The sequence below is a fragment of the Neoakkermansia glycaniphila genome (genome assembly GCF_001683795.1).
Taxonomy (GTDB): Bacteria; Verrucomicrobiota; Verrucomicrobiia; order Verrucomicrobiales; family Akkermansiaceae; genus Akkermansia; species Akkermansia glycaniphila.
On record NZ_LIGX01000001.1, the window covers coordinates 147,686 to 170,415 of the forward strand.

Consider the following 22,730-nt stretch of genomic DNA (forward strand, 5'->3'; position numbering starts at 1 on the left):
TCGAAAACGGCTACGACTACATGGGACGGCGCTACATGAAAAAAGTCTCCGTCAACGGAACCGTAATCCTGCACCAGCACTACCTCTACCGTGGCTACCTGCAAATCGCGGCCCTCGACCTCACGCGCAGCAACGCCCCGGCCCTCTGGCTCCTCCACTGGGACCCGACCCAGCCCGTAGCGACGCGTCCCCTCTCCCTCCGCAAAAACGGCACATGGTACACCTACGGCCACGACCTCACGAAAAACGTCACCGAACTCTACAAGGCTGACGGAACCATCGCCACGGCCTACGACTACACCCCATACGGCACCGTCACCGCCAGCGGCATCGACCAGCCCATCCAGTGGAGCAGCGAACACTACGACCCCGAACTCGCCCTCGTCTACTACAACTACCGCCATTACAACCCCGCCGACGGCAGATGGATCAACCGCGACCCCATCGCTGAAGAAGGAGGGAGGAATTTGTACGGGTTTGTTGGAAATATTTTGAGGAATGTCGATTTGAAAGGGTTGAAAGGATATCCTGCTTGCGTCTTAACGAAAGGGATAGTTACTCAACAAGGGAAATTTATTCGGAGGACATGGGTGGGTCCAGAACATATTACTACAAGACGTAAATGCTATTATCGGTGTTATCATCGTGGTACTGACAATTGCTATAGCATACCATGTGTGCCATGGTGTAAAAAAGATCATGGAGTAGAAATATTGATAACAACTGTTTCAAATAAAACAAATATACCTGCACCTTCTTGTTCCTCAATAATACATCTGATAGAGGACGGGACTCTTCAAAGCGGTGATGTCGTGAGAAGATAACAAATTAATTTCGATATGAAAATATACTTAATAATCCTTACATTATTTTTATTACCTATAGATTTTCTTATATTTAAATTTATTGTTTTAAAAGTTTTCTTTAAACAAAATTATGAAGATGCAGAATCTGCTATCTTTGTAAGTTTGTTTGGAGATTGTTTTCGAGATCCGTCTTGGATAATGATTTTTTTAATGATAATTTGTATGATATTTGTTCATTTGATGTTAGTGTATTTTTATAAAATTATTATGAGATAATGGTATGCATCTTCTTGGATATAGTTCCGAGAAACAAAAAATTATCAAATTCACACAAAATGATTTAGATTCTTTATTTGTTAATAAAACGATGTTGTGTTGCTGTAAGAAGAGAAGTAATACAATTTCACCAAATGATATTGAAAAAGAATAACAATGAATAAAGTATGAAAATAATAGGATATGTGTTTATTTTTGCGATGACTAGTATCAAACCATTGATTGCTGATATTCCGATATGTGCATATACCCAACATAGATCGCTTGATAGGGAATCGATCATTGTTCATGGGACACTTACACCGTTTTTCTATAAAGGAACGGAATACACGACAATAGAAGATCTCGCTAAAGCCTTAAATTCCAAAAAATCTTATCGTTTGGAAATTTCAAAATCGTTGTCTACGCATCGTGAAATTAAAGATTTGATCAAACAAATGGAACAAGCAGGTATTTCCATTCATTCCATTCGTTTCAGTCAAAATAATGGACCTCTTCTTAAACCAGTCAAAAAAGAAGAATTTATGAAGTGGGAAGATAACTAGAGACTAAACTTGCGGGATTGTATGGTTGGGAGGGAAGATTTTCTCTCCCAACCGTATCCAAAACAGATATGACTCTGTGGGAGGCGCTACATGAAAAAAGTCACCGTCAACGGAACCGTAGTCCTGCACCAGCACTACCTCTACCGTGGCTACCTGCAAATCGCGGCCCTCGACCTCACGCGCAGCAACGCCCCGGCCCTCTGGCTCCTCCACTGGGACCCGACCCAGCCCGTAGCGACGCGCCCCCTCTCCCTCCGCAAAAACGGCACATGGTACACCTACGGCCACGACCTCACGAAAAACGTCACCGAACTCTACAAGGCGGACGGCACCATCGCCACGGCCTACGACTACACCCCGTACGGCACTGTCACCGCCACTGGCATCGACCAGCCCATCCAGTGGAGCAGCGAACACTACGACCCAGAACTCGCCCTCGTCTACTACAACTACCGCCATTACAACCCCGCCGACGGCAGATGGATCAACCGCGACCCCATCGCTGAAAAGGGCGGGAGGAATTTGTACGCTTTTGTCGGGAATAATTGTATAAGGTGGAGTGATTGGTTAGGATTTGTGCCATTAATTCCGTGGATAGAAGAACATTTTATTCAAGAAATAAAAAACAGAAAGAAAACAGATAATAGTTATCGGAATGCAATTATGAATATATGTGTAATTACTGCTGAAGGGTGCATCGGAGTCACAAAAGCAACTCTAGGTCAAATTCATCTAGATATGAGTAGATGCTATGCACAATATGAGGAAGCATATCAGAAATTGCAAAGTATGAAAGAAAGCAAAGAATGTGAAAATGCTAAGAATATGTTTGGAGGGAAAGCGTGCCCTCGTATTTTCGGAATTCACACATTTGAAGGTGAAACTAATAATGGTACGCCGAGAATATTTAAACAACGTCCCGATAAAACATATAATGTTGATTCCGTGATAGATGGAAGACATAAACCAATAAAAAATCAAGGAGAGGCGGTCGGCCGATATGATTTTTGCATTGTGTCTATAGATGGTAGCACTGTTCAAGGAGCAGACCATTCTGATGGTCCTATGTTAGTCGATATATTGACTCGATTAGAACAGGAAATTCCTCAGCATATTCTGGATTCAGTCCAAGATGGTGCAATGGATATTTATACGTGGAAGCGAGAGCAATGGGCGGGATCCTTGGGAAAAGATTATAATCGTGAATTTTGGTGTGTTACTTGTGAGCAAGATGCTATTTTAAATTTACAATGAAACATGAATAATAATATTTTATTTATAATATTTTTTACAAGATGGATAAATTGCGCTTCTGTAGAAGGAATGACCTTTTCTCATCCAAATCTTGATGATTTATTACGGCCATCGGTAGATTTGCCTCAAAATAAAGAAGAACAATCTAATCTACCTGGTATTTTTAATGTACCAGGCATATTGGAAGAAGGAAATTATGCCGAACTTAAAAGAGACATGGGTGCGAATCGTCAGACTTTTGGCCAATATCAATCTTATTTGATGCAGAGTATGCAAAGGGCGGTAAATGGTGATCCTCATGCACAAGTTGTTATAGGCAATTACTATGCCCAGAAAGTACGAACATCGTGTGAATCTGTAATTGAATCTGCTACAACTTCTGTAACAAAAAAGGATTATATGAGTTTTGCCTTGGAAGCAATCAAATGGTACACGCTTGCAGACAATCAGGGGGATATGGAAGCCCCTTACCGCATGTACGAACTGATGTTTCTCATGACATTGCCCAATCGTTCCGGAGATATTCGAAAGCAGGCGATGGCATTTTTGAAGAAATCGGCAGATGCAGGATACTTCGATGCTCAATGTGCTTTAGGCCGAGCATATATGGAAGTGTATCAGAATTATGATAATAAGAAACTTGATGGTTCGGATAGTCCGGCTTCGTATTTGTTTGTTGAACGTATTTCGCGTGATGAAAGTTTGCGCAAGGCTTTGGAATATTTAGAGAAGGCCATGATGCATGATCATGCAAAAAATTACAAATCATTGGAGGATGATATTAGGAGATTGAAAGTATACTAACGCGTTCATCAGAATAATACATTGTAGCATGTAATATTTGTGCAGTACATTCTTGATGAAATTCTGTGAATATATTACCTTCGACTAAAAGAGTGTGATTTAGCTATCCTGTATTGTCTCCAATACAGGATAGCAGTTTATTATGAGAGTGATAAGGATGTAACAAGTGAATGTTTATTTTTTCCATCAGAGCAAATGGCAGTACCGTCATCGAAAACGGCTACGACTACATGGGACGGCGCTACATGAAAAGAGTCACCGTCAACGGAACCGTAATCCTGCACCAGCACTACCTCTACCGTGGCTACCTGCAAATTGCGGCCCTCGACCTCACGCGCAGCAACGCCCCGGCCCTCTGGCTCCTCCACTGGGACCCGACCCAGCCCATCGCCACCCGCCCGCTCTCCATCCGCAAGAACGGCACATGGTACACATACGGGCATGATTTGACCAAGAATGTCACGGAACTCTACAAGGCGGACGGCACCATCGCCACGGCCTACGACTACACCCCGTACGGCTCAGTCACCGTCAACGGCATCGACCAGCCCATCCAGTGGTCCAGCGAACACTACGACCCAGAACTCGCCCTCGTCTACTACAACTACCGCCATTACAACCCCGCCGACGGCAGATGGATCAATCGCGACCCCATCGCTGAAAAGGGTGGGCGGAATTTGTACGCTTTTGTCGGGAATGCGCCAACATTATATTGTGATTCTCTAGGTTTATGGGCGCGAGAAGATGAATGGACATTTTCCTCATCTGGATATAAAGGACATATTTGTGCTCAGGAAAATGATTCGTGGGAAACGCTTTATAAAGAAATTGCGGGAGAAATAGTTCATATACCTAAAGGTATGCCCGAAAAGGGTAAGATATATGAAGTAGCTCCAATTCTTCAAGCTCTAGAAAAACAAATTAGAAATAATATTGTTGCTGCAACAAAATCACTAAATGCAAACTTTGGTAAAGTACAATACTTCGATTTAAATTGGCAAGGAGATGAGTTAGATAGATTTTTCCATGAAGGAAGAGGTCCATTGGAATGCCATCACGCAGTTTTGGTAGTAGTGGCCAAGGGTGTTATGGATACAGTTGGAAAAAGCGTCTTCAATGATCTCTTTACATTAAGATCATTTAAAAAACCAGATGGTCAATACTTAATGCAAGTGAAGGCGAGCGATATTAAATCCATGCAACTTGGCGACTGGGGGTATATAAAAAATGATCCCAGATATGATAGTAGATTAGGATCTTTACAAGGCGAAAATATTATTAAATTAGGTGATGATCAATTCTAGGGACATGGTATTCCTGTTCCGAGTACCGAAGAAGAAGTGAAAGAAATATTAACCAGAGGATCCTATATGCAGGGCATTAAAGAACCAATTATTGTCTTTGATCAAACAACAACGTATTTTCCTCATGTTGCCAAGATTGGACAGGCCGTATTCGATTATAAAAAAAGTAAAAGCATAGTATGATGAAACTATCACAAATCAGTAATATAAATATATACTTCATTTTAACATGTGTTATTATTTTTGATTCAGCATATTCCGAAGGAAATATCAAAACACCTCAAGCCTCCAAAGTTATGGATGAACACCTCATCAAGATTGATCGAATCATTCCAAATCGAATCACTACAAAACTTCAGTATCAGCAAGTCATTGATAATCTTTTTCAAGAATTAGCAAAAGTATCTGATCAAGAGATCGTACAGTATATATATGCCATTGATCAGTCTTCTATAGTCGAAGATAAAAAAGATTTATCTATGGGTATTCTGTTTTTGCGATTACGCCAACACGATCTTTTACTTGAAGTGTTATCACAAGTTCAAAATATTCCATGGTCAGCGGGATGGCGGCCGCTCTCTTTACATCTATATGAATGTGGAATTAGTGCACAAGAAATTGAAACATTAAAAAACAAGGCCGAAAAAGATTCAACGAAAAAAGAACGTTTTGCACTGATTCTTTTAGAATATATGGAAGGCTATATTCCCATATCTGCTCCTCTGACAGAAAGAATTCCTTTAAATAAATAGGTTCAATCCAACTTTAAAAGTCTCTCTCTGAAGAGAGAAAGGAAAAAATGATAGATGTCGGAGTGATGATGCTTGAATCTGCATTCATATTTTTTGAGATGTAACAGAAAGGGTATTCCTTTAAATCTCTTGCGTTTCATCACACTGATTTTAGCAATCTCTCGGCAGTTTTCAATTTAATTGATATGTATTGCGTTTATTGCAAGCTATTTACTCCTAATCTCGACTGTTTCATGGCTTAGATATCCAAAGCAAAAAGTTCAAAGGGTGATAGTTGTTTTCTCTAATAAATTGCATGATTTACAAATAGTTTATTTAGAATATGTTTCAAGACAAGCTAGAGAAAATGGCATATGGATTGTAAACCACGTTCGTGATTGTTTAAGAAACGCCCAACGCCCACTTAGACAATAGTCATGGCAACTTATGCCTTGGAGGATATGCTTCCTCCAAGGCATATAGTCGAAGCAATGCTATGACTCATTAATTATTAATTTAAAATGAAAAATAGAAGATTATATATGTGAAAAGTAACCGTCAACGGAACTATGATCCTGCAGCAGCACTACCTCTACCGTGGCTACCAGCAAATCGCGGCCCTCGACCTCATGCGCAGCAACGTCCCGGCCCTCTGGTACCTCCACTGGGATCCGACCCAGCCCGTAGCGACGCGCCCCCTCTCCCTCCGCAAAAACGGCACATGGTACACCTACGGACACGACCTCACGAAAAACGTCACCGAACTCTACAAGGCGGACGGAACCATCGCCACGGCCTACGACTACACCCCCTACGGCTCAGTCACCGCTACAGGCATCGACCAGCCCATCCAATGGTCCAGCGAACACTACGACCCCGAACTCGCCTTCGTCTACTACAACTACCGCCATTACAACCCACTAGATGGTCGTTGGATCAACAGGGATCCCATCGCTGAAAAGGGTGGGCGGAATCTGTACGGGTTTGCCCGAAATAGGATAATGGATTTATTCGATTTTTTGGGAACCGAAGAAGGTGATAGTGTCATTAAAGAATGTACGATTATGCTTATTTGGGGACATGGTAATCAAGTTTTAGACTGGGTAGATCAAGAGTGGATTTATTATAATTCGGAGTCATGCAAATTTGGATTATTAGGATGCCAAATCAAGTTGCCTCAAACTAGGTCGGACTTTCAAATTCCCAATTTTCCAGATGTGTCAAGAGGTAATATTGGTGTAGCGGATACTTCTAAGAATGCGGGATTAAATCCTAATCGAGGAAGAATATCAGGCGATGTGCGTCAGGGATTTGCTAATTTATTAGCAAAGGCTCGCCAGACAGCAAATGCTGAAGCCCGGCGCCTGTGTGAATGTACATCCTGCACCAAGATTACAATGAAATTCATTGCAGTGGGAGATAGGGCCAGATCTGATGATGAGAATAACTTACCCAATAGGGTGATGGGAACGACTGAACAGGGTAAATGGAATAGATTTATGACATGGGAGATTCGGTGTCCCCAAAAACCTGCTCCGTTTGATGAAAATAAAGTGGCATTTGATGTATAGATCTTATGATAAAAGAAATCATTATTTCATGTATTAGTTATATTTTGGGTGTTTTTGATCATGTACAAGAGATAGAAATTCAGCTGAATCTTCCGAAAAATGATGCTTTTGAATTTAAAATCACTCCTGTTGAAAAGGAATTATCCAAACATTTCTTTTCCAGCCTTGAAGTAAAATCAAAAGCCATTCGAGCAAAGCTGCCTCCTGGTGAGTATGAATTAAACATTCGCCCGGCAAATGATTCCTTCATTCCTGATTATATTATTTTGGCTCGGTTTAAAGTGCATAGGTCAATGCCTCGTTATTCTGTGACTGTTCCAGATGGCAAGATGAGAGTATCTTTTCATGAATCATTGTTTTCACCGTTGGCAGAAAATGATATTGGTATCATTCTGGCACGAAATTATTTTTCAGAAGAATTGAATGCATCGGTTGCTTGTAAGCTGTTATTTCCATTAACTCGTGAGATAGACTCGTATGTGGGAGATTTGCGATATCTAAAAGAAGGTGTATATACATTATCTGTAATTTATTATGATGAAGATTTATCAGCCAATAACCCTAAAAGATTATTCGATATAAATGTGCAGAAAAGAAACGGCAAGATGACTTATTCGATATTGAAAAATAAAAAATGAAGACAAAAGTTCTATTATTGCGAGATATGCATGATATTGTCATTGTTGATAATGGAATGAATGATTATTAATGAATTCGAAGATGATGTATTAAAAATGAGAAGTAATTTATCTAAATTACTAAAGTGACACTATGCGTTAAAACTGATTTTATCTACTATCCTGTACCAGAAATGGTACAGGATAGTAAATTAGATTGTCTGTATGGGACAGCTCTACATGAAAAAAGTCACCGTCAACGGAACCGTAGTCCTGCACCAGCATTACCTCTACCGGGGCTACCTGCAAATTGCCGCGCTCGACCTCACGCGCAGCAACGCCCCCGCCCTCTGGCTCCTCCACTGGGACCCGGCCCAGCCCATCGCCACCCGCCCGCTCTCCATCCGCAAGAACGGCACATGGTACACATACGGGCATGATTTGACCAAGAATGTCACGGAACTCTACAAGGCGGACGGCACCATCGCCACGGCCTACGATTACACCCCGTACGGCACCGTCACCGCCAGCGGCATCGACCAGCCCATCCAGTGGAGCAGCGAACACTACGACCCCGAACTCGCCCTCGTCTATTACAACTACCGCCACTACAACCCACTAGATGGGCGTTGGATCAACAGGGATCCATTTGCAGAAAACGGGGGGAGAAATTTGTACGCTTTTGTCGAGAATTCCATTTATGCTTTTTTGGATGTTCTGGGACTAGAATTGATTCACATTCCGAATACGGATGCTACCTTGGATATGTCACGTATTAATTGTATCGAATATTCAACAGGGTTAAATGGCGATTTGCAGTTAGGAGCCAGTTCTTTCGATGAACTGTTTACTGCATTGGGATGGAGCTGTACCAATATGAAAAATGGTGGGGAATGTCATTGTGATTGTGACACGGAAGAAGCAATGGCTGTTTATGTACATATTCGTGCTCGTGAAAATGAAAACGGAGAATTAATAGACCCCAGAAGATTACGTGCGGTGGTCGATGATCTAATGAAAAGAGCGTATATAGATGATATATGGACAGCACGAAGTATATGGAAAATAAGAACGATAGATGAAATAGATCTTATTGATCTTCTGGACGTTCATGGTGTCCGTAGAAATTGCTTGGAAGAAGACGGATCGCCCAAAGCTTGGGATTATGTTCCTGAATCTGGAGTGAAAGGTACGGAATCTGTGAAAATACGGTATGTCTCGGATCCTAATGTAACATCTCCTGATATATATAATTATATAAGAAAATGTTGTAAAAAGAAGAAGCAAAAATAATCAAATTATATTTGTATGATCAATTATTAAGAATTTACTATGATAATGCGAAAAAATATGAACATGGACTCAATGGAAAATCATACTCTAAAAAGAATATTGCATAATTATTATATAAGATGTTTTTATTTCTTTTTTGCCTTTTTTATCATTACAGGCGATGTTTTGGCGGATGCTGACGAAAGTGAAGATCATTTAACGACTGTACCTCCCCAATATTTGAAATTGGAAATTAGGACTATTACATATGATAATAAGAAATTGAAAATCAATATGCGATTACAAAATATTAGCAATGAAAGAATTATTTTAAAACATATTTACTGGCCTTTATCTGCGAATTGTATCGAAGAGGATTTGAAAGATAGTCAGACAGTGTTGGGGCATCCTCTCGGTAATCTATTAACATGGAAAGATATAGAATTGAATAATAATGAGTTCATTGAATTTGATGTGATCAATTTCGGTACGATAAAACAAGGAGATCATATCATACGTGTTACATTTGTTATAAATGAATTGCTTATAGATTCAAAGACTCATACCTATTCAGATGTTCGTATAAATTCGAATCATTACAATATCTATATCAAACATGACATAGATACCAAACAATTGTTGGATAAAACGTACCGTAGTGATAACGAGACATCGACATCAAAATGACGAGATGCTGTACTCAGTAGATTATTATGTATATACTTAGTTGATAATTGCACACAAAATAAGTTCTGACAACCTTGTCGTAAAGGATTCTTTCTTTACGACAAGGTAAAACAATAAAATGAACAAAAGGCGTTATTATAAAAAATTAACCGTCAACGGAGTAGTCACCCTCCACCAGCACTACCTCTACCGTGGTTACCTGCAAATCGCGGCCCTCGACCTCACGCGCAGCAACGCCCCGGCCCTCTGGCTCCTCCACTGGGACCCGAGCCAGCCCGTAGCGACGCGTCCCCTCTCCCTCCGCAAAAACGGCACATGGTACACATACGGCCACGACCTCACGAAAAACGTCACCGAACTCTACAAGGCGGACGGCACCATCGCCACGGCCTACGACTACACCCCCTACGGCTCAGTCACCGCCAGTGGCATCGACCAGCCCATCCAGTGGAGCAGCGAACACTACGACCCCGAACTCGCCCTCGTCTACTACAACTACCGCCATTACAACCCACTAGACGGCAGATGGATCGACAGGGATCCCATTGCTGAAATAGGTGGATATAATGTGTATGGATTGATGGGGAATGCTGCAATTCGAATCATTGATTGGTTAGGTACCAAAAAGGTTGAAGGACACCAAAGTCAGGTTCTGACGAAAGATGGTGTATCCTATCCGCACAATTGGTCTTATGGGTTTCATGTTGAAATAAATGTGAATAGAGATAAACAATCAGGGACAATTGATGTAATGATGACGTTGGATTTAGAGGGAAGAGAGAGTGAAACAGAACAATTATTTGAGAATGCAATAAAAAAGCGATGGGATAAAACTCATGCGTTAGTTTGTGAGCCATGTTGTATATTTGTGATTACATTTGATATTGTATGGCAACGGTGGTGGAGGTTATTTAGAGACACAGATCACAAAATATCGATGATGACTGAAGCTGAAAAAAAAGCATATCGTAAAAAATATGGTAAGGATGTTATATTAATGACAAAATGGAGAACTGAACCTGAATTTGTTGATGCTGTCGGGCATGAAATAGGACATCTTCTCGGTTTGCTGGATCGTTATTATAATGTAAATGGTGTAGAATATGGCAGAAATCAAAAAAACAAAGGCATAATGCATGAGGCCCAAGCTATGACAATAGCGTCTGAATATGATACAATAATACAAAATATCAGTGATGAAATTCCAAAAACATGTTATAATTGTAAAGTAGTGAGCCTTCAATAAAAATATCAATATGTATAATTTTAAATTTGGCGTATTATTGAGCGCGTTATGTTTTTGCATCATATCATGTTCGAATTGCCAAAAGAAATATATACCCGTAATAGGCTTGCATCAAATGTCCAAGGAGCAAAGGAAACCTTGGAATGATCTGAATCAGTTATCGTTGGATCTAAATAAGAAAAAGGATGCGGAATTTTTAGTATTATATATTATACAAATTCCTGAGAATCAAGAGAGAGATATTTATTATAAAATACAATTGATATTTGCGCTATCTGAGAATTCCACACATCGCTTCTCGGCTTCTCAAATTAGGCCATTATTGGAATCGAAAAACAAATATGTGCAATTATATGCAACGCATCTATTAGATGATTCAAACGAAAGTGAAAGAATTCTTTTGAAAATCTATTCTTTGGGACTTTGTTCGAAAGATGTTGTGAATTGGATGTTAATCACTCCTAATAATTTTGTGTTTTTGACATGGCATGACATGTGTTACGGTTTTCTGAAACATTATCCAAATAAAAATATAATGAAAGATTTTTTGAAGACGGAAATTCGAGATTCATGTGATAAAAGAAAAAAATACTTGAAGAATTTATTAGACGAAGAATGCTAACTATACAGCTATCTATGATAGTTATTGGAAAAATATAATCAATTCATACTTACCAGAATGTAATTATACCTACAAACAATAGTTTACATATGAAAATTAGCATATTATATATCATTATGACAATTCTGTTAACAGGATGCTCCCCATATATGAAAGGTAATTTTCCACTTAATAAAAATAATTTAACCCAATTTTCTTTTTCTATCAATCAAGAGGGGCAAGGTACCATTAAGTGTTATCAGTATCATACTATATCAAGAGAACAAAAAAATGGCACAGTATCATCACGTTCTATATCATCAGAAAATTTGTTGTGGTTAAAAAACGATGTTGAAGGCTTGATCAAAGATAAAATTTTAACTTCAGACAAAAATGAATCGTCGTATTCGGATTTCCCTTCTCTAGAATTAAAAATATGTATTGGGGGGACTCCATATTTTTGTACCACAAAATATGTGTCGCCTGCAAATTCATCGAAACGATTATGCATGATTGAAAATAAAATTAATAAATCATTTAATTGTAATTGATTATTGTTTTAGGTGAATAGAGATGTGAGAGTGTTCTATTGGGACTACTAAGCAAGACGCAGTGTTCAATATCAATCGAAACAATGCGTTACTGGGTTGGCTTGATCTTATCACTGACATTCGATTCAGCCTGTGATGGCAAGGTTGATTTCCCTCCGCAAAACGACACATGGTACACGATCTCACGAAAAACGTCACCGAACTCTACAAGGCGGACGGCACAATCGCCACAGCGTACGACTACACCCCGTACGGCACCGTCACCGCCAGCGGCATCGACCAGCCCATCCAGTGGAGCAGCGAACACTACGACCCCGAACTAGCCCTCGTCTACTACAACTACAGACACTACAACCCCGCCGACGGCAGATGGATCAACAGGGATCCCATTGGGGAGCGAGAGCATCTGCATTTGTCTATCTACGTCAGAAATAATCCGTCGATGTTATATGATTTACATGGTTTGGAAACCACGGATGATGAGATGGCAAAAGCCTTGGAAGAGATTAGAGTTAAGATATCGGGAGAAGATGACATTGAAATTGACTGTAAAGGTGTAGAGAGTGCAAAGCAGGCTGCAAGAAATGTCATAGAAAAGTGGAATCCTGTTTCGATAAAAAACGATGTAGAATATGGGGGGCGAGTATGTGCATGTTGTGTGCGCAAAACAAAAAAATATCTATATATAACAACGCATGTTCAAGGTAAAAACGGCGAAGTGGAACCTGAGGACGCTCCTCCTTGTCCTTTTGGATATAGATTGGCCGGTATTTGGCATACCCATGGCAAAGCATCCAGTAAGGATCTATATGAAACGTTTTAGCCGCAATATATTATGAAAATTCATCAATTAGGTGTTCCTGGATATTTAGGTACTCCACCCGGGGCCATTTATACTCTTGACCCTAATAAAACGACAACTCCTCCAGAATTGAATAATCCTGGTACCCCAAAAACTGCTATCGTGTAAATGATATGATGAAAATATTTATTCTGAGTATATTGTTCTGCTCCTGCCTCTGGGGATCTCCCCAGAGGCAGGAGGATTATGCATGGAAGGCCATGGATGATATTGCGCGTTGTATTCCCCATCTCGAACAATTTTTGGAAAAAAGAAAAGGAAAGGAGGAGATTCGTGAAGATTGGGGGGAACATGTGGTTATGATAGATGCATTGCTTGCGGATCAACATGGTGAGGTTCAATATGTCAGGGATGATGGGGTCAGTAAGAAGAAAAAATATATGTATTCTCTGAATGGTGATGATCGGGATGTTGCTTTTGAACCCGGTGAAAGATACATCGCTTTTTATTTCGGTTATTGGCCGGATTCCGGGCCGTTCGATGGTGAAATGGTGTACCTTTGTCATGTCTCTACAGGTGAAGTCAAAGGTTTCTGGAGAACATGGTGAATATTTTGTAAAAAAGAAGATGAAATTATTGCCTTTATGCCTGTTGTTGGCGAATTGCCTATATGTATCGGCACAGGAACCGGAGGTGCAGTTCGATCCTTATATCAACCTTTCGGTGATCAAGCGTGCCATTCCCTTGGTGAAAGCTCATTTTGCCGAGAAGTGGCGTGAGCAACATAAGTCTGAGGTTTATTATAATGTCACGATTCGTACAGAAGAGATCCCATCGAGCGGCATCATTCGGTATGGTGATTCGCAAACGTTTGAGTGGCTCGAGTCATTGAAAAAGAAGGGAGAGTTTTTGCCTCTGATCGGCGGAGACCGGTATCTTGTTTTCCAAATCACGTCGTGGAGGAAAAAGGATAAGTCACAACTACCCGTTCTGGACGAATATATCGTTTATTTTTGCGATCTGAAGACGGGTGAGCCACTGGGATTGTTGAAATTGCAGTGATATTGTCGAAATCGGATTGAGTTGTCCGTGATTTGGTGTTAAAAGAAGCGGCATGGCTGGAGAATCGTATCATTCGTTTGTTCTGAAGTTGAGGCGTTTGTATCCCGAGCATCCGCTGCCCGGCCGCGAGGAGTATCGGGAGTGTTTGCGAAGTCTGGCTCCAATATCGTTCGCCTCTCCGGCTGTCGAGTTCAGCAGATATGTGTATGTTCGCCGTATGAGCTGGTGCGAATGTTCATGGGAAAGGGATCTTTTGCCATTGGAAGAGGATACGACGATTTTGCCGAATTATGTGCTTTCCGTTCCTTTTCTCCGGTATTATTTTCCGATGTGTTTGCATATTGCCATTGAGTATATTTCCGGCGTTTATGAAGCTGCGGAGTGCGGAAATATCGATTCATTTTTTGAGCGTACGTTGGATAGTATCATTGATCATGTGCATCTCCTTTCTTCTGATGAAAGAGAGTTGCTGCGGGAGTTCTGCAGCCTGATGGAAGAGAGCGATTATCTCGATTATCTTGATTATCCCTATCTTCGCCGTGCTCTGGATCCCGATGCGCCTCGTTTGCGGCGTATTGATTTTCGTCCGAACGAGAAAAGGAAGCCATGTTGTTGAGCCGTTCGTACGCAAGTCTGCGCAAACATGTTTGTTGGCTTGACTCCTGCATTCAGTCCCGGCATACTGGCTTTTCTACCCACTTTTTCAGATGAATGATCCTGTTGCCCGTTTGAAGGCTTTGTTTCCGGAGTACCCGTTGCCCGATGCGGAGTCGTATCGCGTTTGCATCCGTCTTTTTGCCTATCGGGTGTATGAGTCTCCGATCGTTGAGTTTTGCGAGTATGTCCACGCGCGCCGATTAAGCTGGTTCGAGTGTTCGTGGGAAGCCGATATTCTGCCGCTGGAAGAGGATACGACGATTTTGCCGTATCATGTTTTGATCACTCCTTTTCTCCGGTACTATATGCCGACATGTCTGCATGTGGCGATCAGGTATTTCCAAGGAGAATATGCTCGCAAAGATGTGGGCAATGTGAAGCTTTTTGTGGAGCGTACGCTGTTCATCATGGCTGCGTTTGAGATGTTGCTGAGTGACGAAGAGCGGCAGTTCATGGCTGATGCCGATGCGTTGTTTGCGGATAATGAATTGTATAAGGAGGCGAGGAAGGTTGCCGTTGCCTTCCGCGCATGGAAATGCGAGGGTTGATGTGCGGGGCGGGAGGCGGGTTTCAACCATTCAAGCATATGATATATGATGAAGGGGTTCTATGTTTTGCGTATGTTCAGGGATGATTGCCTGTTGTGTGGCAGGTGATGCCGGGGTGTCGGTGCCTGTGCGGCCTTGGTTGGACGCCGAATTGCGGGCCGGATATTTCCCTTTGTTGATGGAAGGGAGTTTTGGTTGGCGGTTTTCTCGATTGCCAACGATGATGCGGCGGAACAGGGCGTCGTTTATGGTCCGGAGGCTGGCAGGCGGGAGAGAGCAGCCAGTCTTCTGCGGGCGGAACCTTTCGAGGTTGACGTGCGGTCGCATTGACCTCATGTGCAGCGGAATGGTAGGATCGTTTTATGGGAAGCCGGAAGAGCTTGGTTTGGATGGGTGCGGCAGTTGTGGCTTCAGCTGCAGTGTATGGGTATGTCTACCTGTCCCGGACTATCCCGCAGGAGATCAGGGCGTTGCCATGGGCCACGCAGGTGAGCGGCGTCGAGCTGGAGGATGTGAGTCCGTCGTGGACGAATGGCGTGTATGCCGTTTATCGTATCGAGGGGGATTGTGAGATCAGCCGTGTTTATTGGCGGTGGAAGGATGATCGTTTCGAGTGCGAGATGTGATGCCGGGTTGTTTTGTCGATAGTTTTTGTTCCTATGTTGTTTGTTGAGATTTTGCTGGCTTTGTATGTGTTTTGGCGCGGGGTGTGGCCTTTGCGGCTGCGGTGGCCGTGGAAGGCGGCTGTTTCCGCCGTGCTGCTGGTGGCGGCATTCAAGTTCCATGTGTTGTATCTGTTCGGCGGTCCGAAGTTTTTTGCTCCGGATGTGCCGGGGGCGGTGCAGTCGGCGGCGACGTGGATGTTTACCTCGTTGCTGTTTTTCTTTTTCCTGCTGCTGGCGGCGGATGCGGTGCGCGGGGTGTGGCTGCTGGTGCGGATTTGCCGGAGGAGGAAGGCGCCGGAGGGTATCTGCAAGATCGGTAACCGGGTGAATCTTGTTCTTCTGGCGCTGGCCCTGTGCGCGGCGACATTCGGGATGGTGGAGGGGAGCCGTGTGCCTGAGTTGCGGGAGAAGCCGGTGTTCGTGAGTCGTCTCCCGGAGGAGTTTGAAGGGATGTCGGTGGCGGTGCTGGCCGATTTGCATGTGGATCATACGACGTCTCCCGACCACATCCGGGAGATTGTGCGGCGGACGAATGCCGCGTGTCCGGATATGGTGGTGATTGTCGGCGATTTTGTGGACGGTTCGATTGAGGATTGCCGGGAGGCGGTTCAGCCGCTGGCGGATTTGAAGGCGCGGTTCGGCGTGTTCGGCGTGCCGGGCAATCACGAGTATTATTCCGGCTACCGGGAATGGATGGGGCATTTGTCCCGCATGGGGATCAGGATGCTGTGCAATGGGCGTGTGCCTCTTGATGGAGGGAAGTTCGTCGTGGCCGGGGTGACCGATCCGATGGCATCGCGGAGCGGGGAGGATTTTCCCGATGCCCACAAGGCTCTGGAAGGATGCGGAGATGATGTTTTCAAGCTGATTCTTGTGCACCAGCCGCGCCTGGCGGCGGATTCGGCGGCACAGGGAGCCTGTTTGCAGATTTCCGGGCATACGCATGGCGGGCTGATGCCGGGGGTGGATCGCCTGATCGCGGCATTCAATGAAGGGTATGTTTCGGGGAATTATCAGGTGGGGCCGATGGTGCTGCATGTATCGAACGGGACGTGTATCTGGAACGGTTTTCCGGTGCGGATCGGGGTGCCTTCCGAGATCGGTTTGCTGCGCCTTTACCGGAAGAAGTGACGGTTGCTTCCGGTGCGGCATGGCCGGATGACAGGTTTGCGGGTAGAGGTTTCCGGTGAAACGGGGTATGATGGCGTCATGTTCGGATTGCGTTTTCCGTTTTTGTGTTTTCTGTGTGTTTTGTGCTGTGTGGCGGGGTTTGCGCCCGCGAAAGATGCCCGGGCGGCTGCGGGCGATGGCAGGATTCTTTTCATCGGCAACAGTTTTACCTATTTCAATCAGATGCCGCTGATGCTGCAGGGGCTGGCGCAGGCATCCGGCATTCCGCTGACGTGCCGCATGCAGGCGGAAGGCGCTGCGACGCTGCAATCCCACTGGGATAATCCGGGGCAGGGGAAGAGCCGCCTTGAGAGTGGTTCGTGGCGTTATGTGGTGCTGCAGGAGCAGAGTTCCACTCCGGTGGGCCGGGCGGATGCGATGAAGAAGTATGCCGGGTTGTTCGGGAAGCTGATCCGGGAGAAGGGGGCGATTCCCGTGCTGTTCGTGACTTGGGGATACCGCGAGGAGAAGGCATCAGGAGGCGTGAACGGCGAGATGCAGAAGATTCTGACGCTGGAGTATGCCCGGCGCGCTGAAGAGACGGGTGCGCTTCTGGTGCCGGTGGGGCCTGCCTGGGCCGCCTGTATGCGGTTGCATCCGAAGGCGAATTTGTATCTGGAGGATGGTCAGCATCCGAGTGCACTCGGCAGTTATCTGACGGCCTGTGTGTTTTATGCGACTTTGTTCCGCAAGTCGCCCGTCGGATTGCCCGGTACGATGGCTGCTGGCAAGCATGTGGTTTGCGATATTCCGGCGGCCCAGGCCCGCGCGCTGCAGCAGGTGGCGTGGGAGACGAGCCGGACGTTCGACGGCAGGAAGTTTTTGGAGGCGTACGCGGCAGAGCAGTCGCGCATTGTGAGCAAGGAGGAGCTTAAGCCGAAGTTGACGCGGGATTTGACGTATGATGCGCTGGTGGCCATGATCGGAAAACCGACTCATGCCAATGCGGAGGGGCGAACGTACCAGTTCGGGTTGCGCAATCGTGTGATGCTGCTGGCTGTGTTTTCGCCGGAGATGAAGCTGCAATCCGCCAGTTTTCATTCGGAGGAGGGCGGCGGTTCGGAGAGGGTGGAGGTGAAGTGATCCTGCCGAAACAAGCCATGCACAGGCGGGAACCGTCTGTGCATGGTAGCGTTGCCGCCTCATCGAGGCGAAGATGTAGCGAACCGGGAGTTACTGTTTCCAGTGTTTTTTGATGGTGCGTGCCATACGCTCTCCGAGGTTCATGATGCCGAAGGTACCGAGGTGCAGGTAATCGTCCGGCAGGGGGGAGCGGAAGTCTTCCGCACGCATTTGAAGGTTGTCTGCATCGACGACGAAGGCCCCGGGAATGGAGAACGGTGTGCCGGCATCCTGCGAGAGGTGGCGCTGCGCCTCGCGAACGACATCGCGGCCGGGATAGTTGGGCAGGTTTTTGGGCAAGACGGTGCCGTACACGAAGAACATGTCCGGAGCGCCCGTGTCTTTGCGAACCTGCGCGATGAAGTTTGCCAGATTGGCGCTGTACGCGTTCGAATTCTCCATGCCGGAGCGTTTGTGGGCGTCGGCTTCTCCCTGCTGCCAGACCATGGCGCGGATGGTGGGGGTGTGGCCTTGCTTGCGGAGTTCCGCCATGCCTTTGTTGACGGTTTCCATGAATTTGGCGTATTCGGCTCCGCGCTGCTGGCCCGGCCTGTTGCCCGGGTTCCATTGCTGGTAGAGGTTGGAGCCGGAAAGGGCGTGTTTGATGAGGGCTATTTTCCTGTTCGGAAGGAGTTTGTGCAGTTCCGTGCCGAGCGTGAGTTCCACCCCGAAGCGGTCGAGGGATTCGGAGGCAGGGCAGAGCGGTTTCCATTGTTCGGAGCCCTGTCCTTTGTTGGTGCCTTTCGAGTAGTAGATTTGCACATCGGGATCGGTTTTGAATTGCGAGGGGATGTTGCGAACGTAGGCCTGCCCGGTGGCATTGGATTGCCCTCCGATCAGGACGATGTCGATATCATCGGCGAAGGAGGGAAGGATGCCCGTGCAGGCAAGGAGAAAGTGAAGGAGTTTTTTCATGGCGGTCGTGATCCGTTCGGATGGGTTCGATTGATACATACGGTGGATGGGCGACGAAAATTTCGCAGAGTAGTATTTTTTATGGGTATACTTATCTATCCTGAACAATCATGGGTTGACATTGGCATCAAATTTGAGTATAATTCTTTCAGATTTGATTTCAAATCGTCACCTTGGCTCTTGGAACTGTAGAATTCTTCTTATCCACATCTCTCCTTTTTTTATTCAAAATGAAAGGAATTAAGGAAATGTTGAAAGTGATTATAAATGTAGTTTTAATTGTATTAAATTGGACAATCAATATGATGACTGGAGGAACAGGGGTTATGGAGAAGTGTTGGGAAAGAGGCTAGTTCCAAAGAGTCAGGATCACCCTGGAGGTTAATAGCCTCCCTTCTCCATCAATCCTCTTTTTATGAAATATTCGTAGCAGAGGAAATACAGATCCAATATTGATAACCCATATCTTTGACAGGGGATTCCTTGGTTCTTGAGCTGTTTTTGCTCGACCAGCCGAACCGGCAAATGTTAACATGCGGGCATGACGGACAGGTTGCCTGGCGTGGAGTTTTTGGGGTGGGAGAAGCCTGCGGCGGAAGCGGTGGCAGAACGTTTGCTGGAGATCGGACGACAGGAGGCGCTGGCATTGAGTCGATGTGCCGTTGTCGTGCCGACGAAGGAATCCGGCAGGCGGTTGCGTGCTCTTCTGGCAGAGAGGTCGGATTCCAAAGCTTTGTTGTCGCCCCGGGTGATGCTGCCGGGGCAGCTGGTGGAAGCTGGTGGGGATGGTGTGGCGGACGAGGTGGCTGAGCTGGCTGCATGGACCGCCGTGTTGATGGATGCGGATGCGGAGAGTTTTTCCCGCTTGTTTCCGGTCGTGCCGGAAGCGGGCCGCGAGGAATGGGCGGTCGGGCTGGCTGCACGCCTGATGAAGGTGCGGCGCGAGCTGGCGGATCACGAATGCGATTGTGCGGCTGTGCGCGAAGCTTTGCAGGCTTCCTTCGGAGGGGAAGACGGTTTGGATATGTGGGTGGATGATGAAGCCGAGCGTTGGCTGGATCTCGAGAAGCTGGCTGAGCGGGTGGATGCCATGCTGCGCCGCTGGGAGCTGCAGCCCCCTCACGAAGCGAGGGCTGCCATGGCCGGGAATGCCTGCCGCCGGGAGGGTGTCGAGCGCCTGATCGTGGCTTGCGTGCCGGAACTTCCGTTTGTGCTGCGCCGTTGCCTGCAGGAATTGGCACGGGCATGCCGTGTGGACATCTGGGTGCATGCTCCGGCGGAGCTGGCCGGCTGGTTCGATGCCTTCGGGGTGCCGCTGGAGGGGTGGAATACGCGTGATGCAGGAGTACCGGACAGCATGATCCATGTGGCGGCAGAGGAACGGGGTATGGCTGCCGGGTGCCTTCGCGTGATGTCTGCCATGCCGGAAGCGGAATTGCAGGATGTGGCCCTCGGTGCCTGCGACGATCGTTTTGTGGCGGCGCTGTGTACGCAATTCGGCGATGCCGGGTGGCCCGTGTACCGGCCTGAGGGGCGGGCGTTGTCCGCTTCCGGCTGGGGACTGCTGATGGAATCTCTGGATCGGGCGCTGGATGGCGGGGGGAGGTGCGAGCCGTTTGAAGCGTTGCTGCGCTCGCCGTTGGTAGCAAGGGCCTTCGGTGTTCGCTCCCTGTATGGCGTGTGCCGTCTGCTGGATGAGGTGCGCCGGACCCGCTTTCCTGCGAACGCGGAGGATTTGCCTGTTGCGCTGGAAGCTATGGGGCGAGAGGGGGCGGAGGCCGATCTTGCGGCCTGCCTGTCGGCGGCGGATTATGCCCGCAAGGTGGGTGACTGGCTGGCACGGTTGGGGCGTGACGGTTCGTTCGCCTTCGCCATGCTGTCCCTGCTGGATGCCTTGTCGGGAGCGGTGCTGCCCCATTTGCCGGAATACGGCATGATGGAGAAGCTGCGCCGAGCGTTGGAGACTCTGCGCCGCCTGCAAACGCGCCGGGGTGTTTTTGCAGCCAGCCGGGTGGCCCTGCATGTGCTGATGAGCTGGTCTCGGGGCGTAGCTGCCGTGGAGAGGAACCGGGAGGAGTTTGCTCTTGATGCGCTCGGCTGGATGGAATTGGCATACAGCCGTGAACGGAATGTGCTGGTGACCGGGTTCCATGAAGGCCGCGTGCCGGATGTGGAGGTGGAGGATGCCTTTTTGCCGGACAGGCTGCGCCGCGTACTCGGCTGGGAAGACAGCCGGCTGCGTACGGCCCGGGATGCCTTCCTCCTCGCCTCTCTGCTGGAACCGAGACGTGCGGTGGGGTGTGTGCATTTTTTCGTGGCGCGGCAGGATCCGGAGCGCAATCCCGTGCAGCCGTCGTCCCTGCTGCTTCGCTGTTCGGATGAAGAACTTCCGGCGCGTGTGCGCCTGTTGTTCGAGACGATGGAGGCCGTGTCCCGCCCCCGTCCGTTCGAACGCGGCGGCTGGCATCTGTGTGCGGGGCAGGAACGCATGCCGGATGATGGCCGGAATATGGAACACATCTCCATGCTGGATGCCGCCGCATCCAGCCGCTGGGCCGATGCATCCCGGCCTTTTTCCCCGAGCCTGCTGGCGCGGTTCCTGCGCTGCCCGCTCAGGTTCTGGTTGCGGGAGCTTTTCGGCATCGATCCGGACAAGGATTATCCCGACAGGAAACGCGCCATGGAGTTCAATGAATACGGTACTCTCGTGCATGGCGTGCTGGAGGATTTCGTGGCGGAATTTCCAGCTCTCCGAGGTGGTCTTGATGAGCGGGGAATGGCTCGCCGTATTCTGGAGATGCTCGACCGTCGCTTCGCATCCTCGTACGGTGAACGGCCCCTTGCCCCGCTGATGATTCAAAAGCGGCTCGCGGCGAGAAGTCTGGAAAGCTTCTCCGCCCGGCACCTGAAGGATCTGCAGGAAGGCTGGGAGAATGTGGGCCGGGAAGCGGAATTTCTCTGGACGATGGAACAGGGCGTGCATCTGAAGATTCGCATCGACCGTATCGACAGGCATGCCGACGGGCGTATCCGCATCATCGATTACAAGACGGGCAAGGCGATGCCCTGCGAGGACAAGCATTTGGAAGCCCTGAAGGAGGATGCCTCCATCCGGTTCCACCATCTTTTGCCCATGCTGCCTCTTGTGGCGCGCGAGCGCAAGGGCAGGGAGGAGCTGTGCCGCTGGAAGGAGTTGCAATTGCCCCTGTATGCACTGGCCGTGATGGAAAGCGGGCGGTACGGCTGCACGCGGCAGCCGGAGACCTGCTACTACAACCTGCCGCGCCAGCGGGGCGGCGTTACCGTTGAGGCGTGGGTGCCCGATGAATCGCTGATGGACAGTGTGCGGCAATGGACGCGGGAAACGGCCCTGATGATTCGCGAAGGCCGGTGCCTGTATTCGGCCGAAGATCTGGGGCTTTCCCCGTATGACGATGAGATCATGAACGCTCTGGCTCCCGACTCGCTGCGGGCGATGCTGGATTTGCCCCAACCCGCCTTTCCGAACCTTGCCGATTGATTTG

23 protein-coding genes are annotated in these 22,730 nt (G+C 47.0%); 22 read left to right on the plus strand and 1 reads right to left on the minus strand.

The window, feature by feature from the left end; translation table 11 throughout:
* The 21 genes from AC781_RS13860 to AC781_RS00740 all read left to right on the plus strand — a co-directional run.
* Positions 1 to 824 (plus strand): RHS repeat-associated core domain-containing protein (locus tag AC781_RS13860; RefSeq protein WP_176712464.1); only part of this gene is annotated, 824 nt, incomplete at its 5' end.
* Positions 825 to 1,249: 425 nt separating this feature from the next.
* The gene (locus AC781_RS13510) at positions 1,250 to 1,627 is read left to right on the plus strand and encodes a PDDEXK family nuclease (RefSeq protein ID WP_071133467.1); all 378 of its coding nucleotides are present in this window, start codon (positions 1,250 to 1,252) and stop codon (positions 1,625 to 1,627) included.
* Positions 1,628 to 1,717: 90 nt separating this feature from the next.
* Positions 1,718 to 2,881, plus strand: coding sequence for an RHS repeat domain-containing protein (locus tag AC781_RS00655; protein ID WP_067771877.1), 1,164 nt, complete (start codon positions 1,718 to 1,720; stop codon positions 2,879 to 2,881).
* Between the two features lie 3 nt (positions 2,882 to 2,884).
* Positions 2,885 to 3,685: a tetratricopeptide repeat protein gene (locus AC781_RS13515; protein ID WP_141675646.1), complete on the plus strand. Its 801-nt coding sequence runs from the start codon at positions 2,885 to 2,887 to the stop codon at positions 3,683 to 3,685.
* Between the two features lie 170 nt (positions 3,686 to 3,855).
* Positions 3,856 to 4,989, plus strand: a complete 1,134-nt coding sequence (locus tag AC781_RS00665; RefSeq protein ID WP_067771883.1) for an RHS repeat-associated core domain-containing protein — start codon at positions 3,856 to 3,858, stop codon at positions 4,987 to 4,989.
* A 179-nt stretch (positions 4,990 to 5,168) separates the two neighbouring features.
* Positions 5,169 to 5,741, plus strand: a complete 573-nt coding sequence (locus AC781_RS13520; RefSeq protein WP_141675647.1) for a hypothetical protein — start codon at positions 5,169 to 5,171, stop codon at positions 5,739 to 5,741.
* Between the two features lie 548 nt (positions 5,742 to 6,289).
* Positions 6,290 to 7,291 (plus strand): RHS repeat domain-containing protein, encoded by a 1,002-nt coding sequence (locus AC781_RS00670; protein WP_067771886.1) that lies wholly within the window; start codon positions 6,290 to 6,292, stop codon positions 7,289 to 7,291.
* Positions 7,292 to 7,296: 5 nt separating this feature from the next.
* A complete protein-coding gene (locus tag AC781_RS13525) occupies positions 7,297 to 7,929 on the plus strand; it encodes a hypothetical protein (RefSeq protein WP_141675648.1) in 633 nt (210 codons plus the stop codon).
* A gap of 204 nt (positions 7,930 to 8,133) precedes the next feature.
* The gene (locus AC781_RS00675; RefSeq protein ID WP_067771890.1) at positions 8,134 to 9,201 is read left to right on the plus strand and encodes an RHS repeat domain-containing protein; all 1,068 of its coding nucleotides are present in this window, start codon (positions 8,134 to 8,136) and stop codon (positions 9,199 to 9,201) included.
* A gap of 63 nt (positions 9,202 to 9,264) precedes the next feature.
* Positions 9,265 to 9,867, plus strand: a complete 603-nt coding sequence (locus tag AC781_RS00680; protein WP_176712466.1) for a hypothetical protein — start codon at positions 9,265 to 9,267, stop codon at positions 9,865 to 9,867.
* Between the two features lie 118 nt (positions 9,868 to 9,985).
* Positions 9,986 to 11,113 carry an RHS repeat domain-containing protein gene (locus tag AC781_RS00685; protein ID WP_067771896.1) on the plus strand — a complete coding sequence of 376 codons (1,128 nt, stop codon included), beginning with the start codon at positions 9,986 to 9,988 and terminating at the stop codon, positions 11,111 to 11,113.
* A 115-nt stretch (positions 11,114 to 11,228) separates the two neighbouring features.
* Positions 11,229 to 11,735, plus strand: a complete 507-nt coding sequence (locus AC781_RS00690; protein WP_067771899.1) for a hypothetical protein — start codon at positions 11,229 to 11,231, stop codon at positions 11,733 to 11,735.
* A gap of 116 nt (positions 11,736 to 11,851) precedes the next feature.
* On the plus strand, positions 11,852 to 12,265 hold the full coding sequence (locus AC781_RS13530) for a hypothetical protein (RefSeq protein WP_141675650.1): 414 nt from the start codon (positions 11,852 to 11,854) through the stop codon (positions 12,263 to 12,265).
* A gap of 169 nt (positions 12,266 to 12,434) precedes the next feature.
* Entirely contained in the window at positions 12,435 to 13,088 is a 654-nt protein-coding gene (locus AC781_RS00695; protein WP_067771903.1) for an RHS repeat-associated core domain-containing protein, read from the plus strand.
* Positions 13,089 to 13,240: 152 nt separating this feature from the next.
* Positions 13,241 to 13,675: a hypothetical protein gene (locus AC781_RS13535; RefSeq protein WP_141675651.1), complete on the plus strand. Its 435-nt coding sequence runs from the start codon at positions 13,241 to 13,243 to the stop codon at positions 13,673 to 13,675.
* Positions 13,632 to 14,129, plus strand: a complete 498-nt coding sequence (locus AC781_RS00705; RefSeq protein WP_067771909.1) for a hypothetical protein — start codon at positions 13,632 to 13,634, stop codon at positions 14,127 to 14,129. Before AC781_RS13535 ends, AC781_RS00705 begins: the two co-directional genes overlap by 44 nt.
* A gap of 217 nt (positions 14,130 to 14,346) precedes the next feature.
* Entirely contained in the window at positions 14,347 to 14,745 is a 399-nt protein-coding gene (locus tag AC781_RS13540) for a hypothetical protein (protein WP_141675652.1), read from the plus strand.
* Between the two features lie 91 nt (positions 14,746 to 14,836).
* Positions 14,837 to 15,334, plus strand: coding sequence for a hypothetical protein (locus tag AC781_RS00720; protein ID WP_067771919.1), 498 nt, complete (start codon positions 14,837 to 14,839; stop codon positions 15,332 to 15,334).
* Between the two features lie 404 nt (positions 15,335 to 15,738).
* Positions 15,739 to 15,960 carry a hypothetical protein gene (locus tag AC781_RS00730; protein ID WP_141675653.1) on the plus strand — a complete coding sequence of 74 codons (222 nt, stop codon included), beginning with the start codon at positions 15,739 to 15,741 and terminating at the stop codon, positions 15,958 to 15,960.
* A gap of 33 nt (positions 15,961 to 15,993) precedes the next feature.
* Entirely contained in the window at positions 15,994 to 17,130 is a 1,137-nt protein-coding gene (locus tag AC781_RS00735; protein ID WP_067771927.1) for a metallophosphoesterase, read from the plus strand.
* A gap of 78 nt (positions 17,131 to 17,208) precedes the next feature.
* Positions 17,209 to 18,252 (plus strand): SGNH/GDSL hydrolase family protein, encoded by a 1,044-nt coding sequence (locus AC781_RS00740; protein ID WP_141675654.1) that lies wholly within the window; start codon positions 17,209 to 17,211, stop codon positions 18,250 to 18,252.
* 90 nt (positions 18,253 to 18,342) lie between these two features.
* Here AC781_RS00740 and AC781_RS00745 read toward each other — a convergent pair whose 3' ends face one another.
* Positions 18,343 to 19,206 carry a sialate O-acetylesterase gene (locus tag AC781_RS00745; protein WP_067771996.1) on the minus strand — a complete coding sequence of 288 codons (864 nt, stop codon included), beginning with the start codon at positions 19,204 to 19,206 and terminating at the stop codon, positions 18,343 to 18,345.
* Between the two features lie 541 nt (positions 19,207 to 19,747).
* Here AC781_RS00745 and AC781_RS00750 point away from each other — a divergent pair.
* Positions 19,748 to 22,726, plus strand: coding sequence for a PD-(D/E)XK nuclease family protein (locus AC781_RS00750; RefSeq protein WP_141675655.1), 2,979 nt, complete (start codon positions 19,748 to 19,750; stop codon positions 22,724 to 22,726).
* Positions 22,727 to 22,730: the final 4 nt, after the last annotated feature.

Coding starts and splice junctions, on each gene's coding strand:
- AC781_RS13515 (WP_141675646.1), top strand. CDS start 2,885: ATGAATAATAATATTTTATTTATAATATTTTTTACAAGATGGATAAAT.
- AC781_RS00675 (WP_067771890.1), top strand. CDS start 8,134: ATGGGACAGCTCTACATGAAAAAAGTCACCGTCAACGGAACCGTAGTC.
- AC781_RS13525 (WP_141675648.1), top strand. CDS start 7,297: ATGATAAAAGAAATCATTATTTCATGTATTAGTTATATTTTGGGTGTT.
- AC781_RS13540 (WP_141675652.1), top strand. CDS start 14,347: ATGAGCTGGTGCGAATGTTCATGGGAAAGGGATCTTTTGCCATTGGAA.
- AC781_RS00685 (WP_067771896.1), top strand. CDS start 9,986: ATGAACAAAAGGCGTTATTATAAAAAATTAACCGTCAACGGAGTAGTC.
- AC781_RS13535 (WP_141675651.1), top strand. CDS start 13,241: ATGATGAAAATATTTATTCTGAGTATATTGTTCTGCTCCTGCCTCTGG.
- AC781_RS00705 (WP_067771909.1), top strand. CDS start 13,632: ATGTCTCTACAGGTGAAGTCAAAGGTTTCTGGAGAACATGGTGAATAT.
- AC781_RS00680 (WP_176712466.1), top strand. CDS start 9,265: ATGGACTCAATGGAAAATCATACTCTAAAAAGAATATTGCATAATTAT.
- AC781_RS00735 (WP_067771927.1), top strand. CDS start 15,994: ATGTTGTTTGTTGAGATTTTGCTGGCTTTGTATGTGTTTTGGCGCGGG.
- AC781_RS00690 (WP_067771899.1), top strand. CDS start 11,229: ATGTCCAAGGAGCAAAGGAAACCTTGGAATGATCTGAATCAGTTATCG.
- AC781_RS13510 (WP_071133467.1), top strand. CDS start 1,250: ATGAAAATAATAGGATATGTGTTTATTTTTGCGATGACTAGTATCAAA.
- AC781_RS00720 (WP_067771919.1), top strand. CDS start 14,837: ATGAATGATCCTGTTGCCCGTTTGAAGGCTTTGTTTCCGGAGTACCCG.
- AC781_RS00665 (WP_067771883.1), top strand. CDS start 3,856: ATGTTTATTTTTTCCATCAGAGCAAATGGCAGTACCGTCATCGAAAAC.
- AC781_RS13530 (WP_141675650.1), top strand. CDS start 11,852: ATGACAATTCTGTTAACAGGATGCTCCCCATATATGAAAGGTAATTTT.
- AC781_RS00655 (WP_067771877.1), top strand. CDS start 1,718: ATGAAAAAAGTCACCGTCAACGGAACCGTAGTCCTGCACCAGCACTAC.
- AC781_RS13520 (WP_141675647.1), top strand. CDS start 5,169: ATGATGAAACTATCACAAATCAGTAATATAAATATATACTTCATTTTA.
- AC781_RS00740 (WP_141675654.1), top strand. CDS start 17,209: ATGTTCGGATTGCGTTTTCCGTTTTTGTGTTTTCTGTGTGTTTTGTGC.
- AC781_RS00750 (WP_141675655.1), top strand. CDS start 19,748: ATGACGGACAGGTTGCCTGGCGTGGAGTTTTTGGGGTGGGAGAAGCCT.
- AC781_RS00745 (WP_067771996.1), bottom strand. CDS start 19,206: ATGAAAAAACTCCTTCACTTTCTCCTTGCCTGCACGGGCATCCTTCCC.
- AC781_RS00670 (WP_067771886.1), top strand. CDS start 6,290: ATGATCCTGCAGCAGCACTACCTCTACCGTGGCTACCAGCAAATCGCG.
- AC781_RS00695 (WP_067771903.1), top strand. CDS start 12,435: ATGGTACACGATCTCACGAAAAACGTCACCGAACTCTACAAGGCGGAC.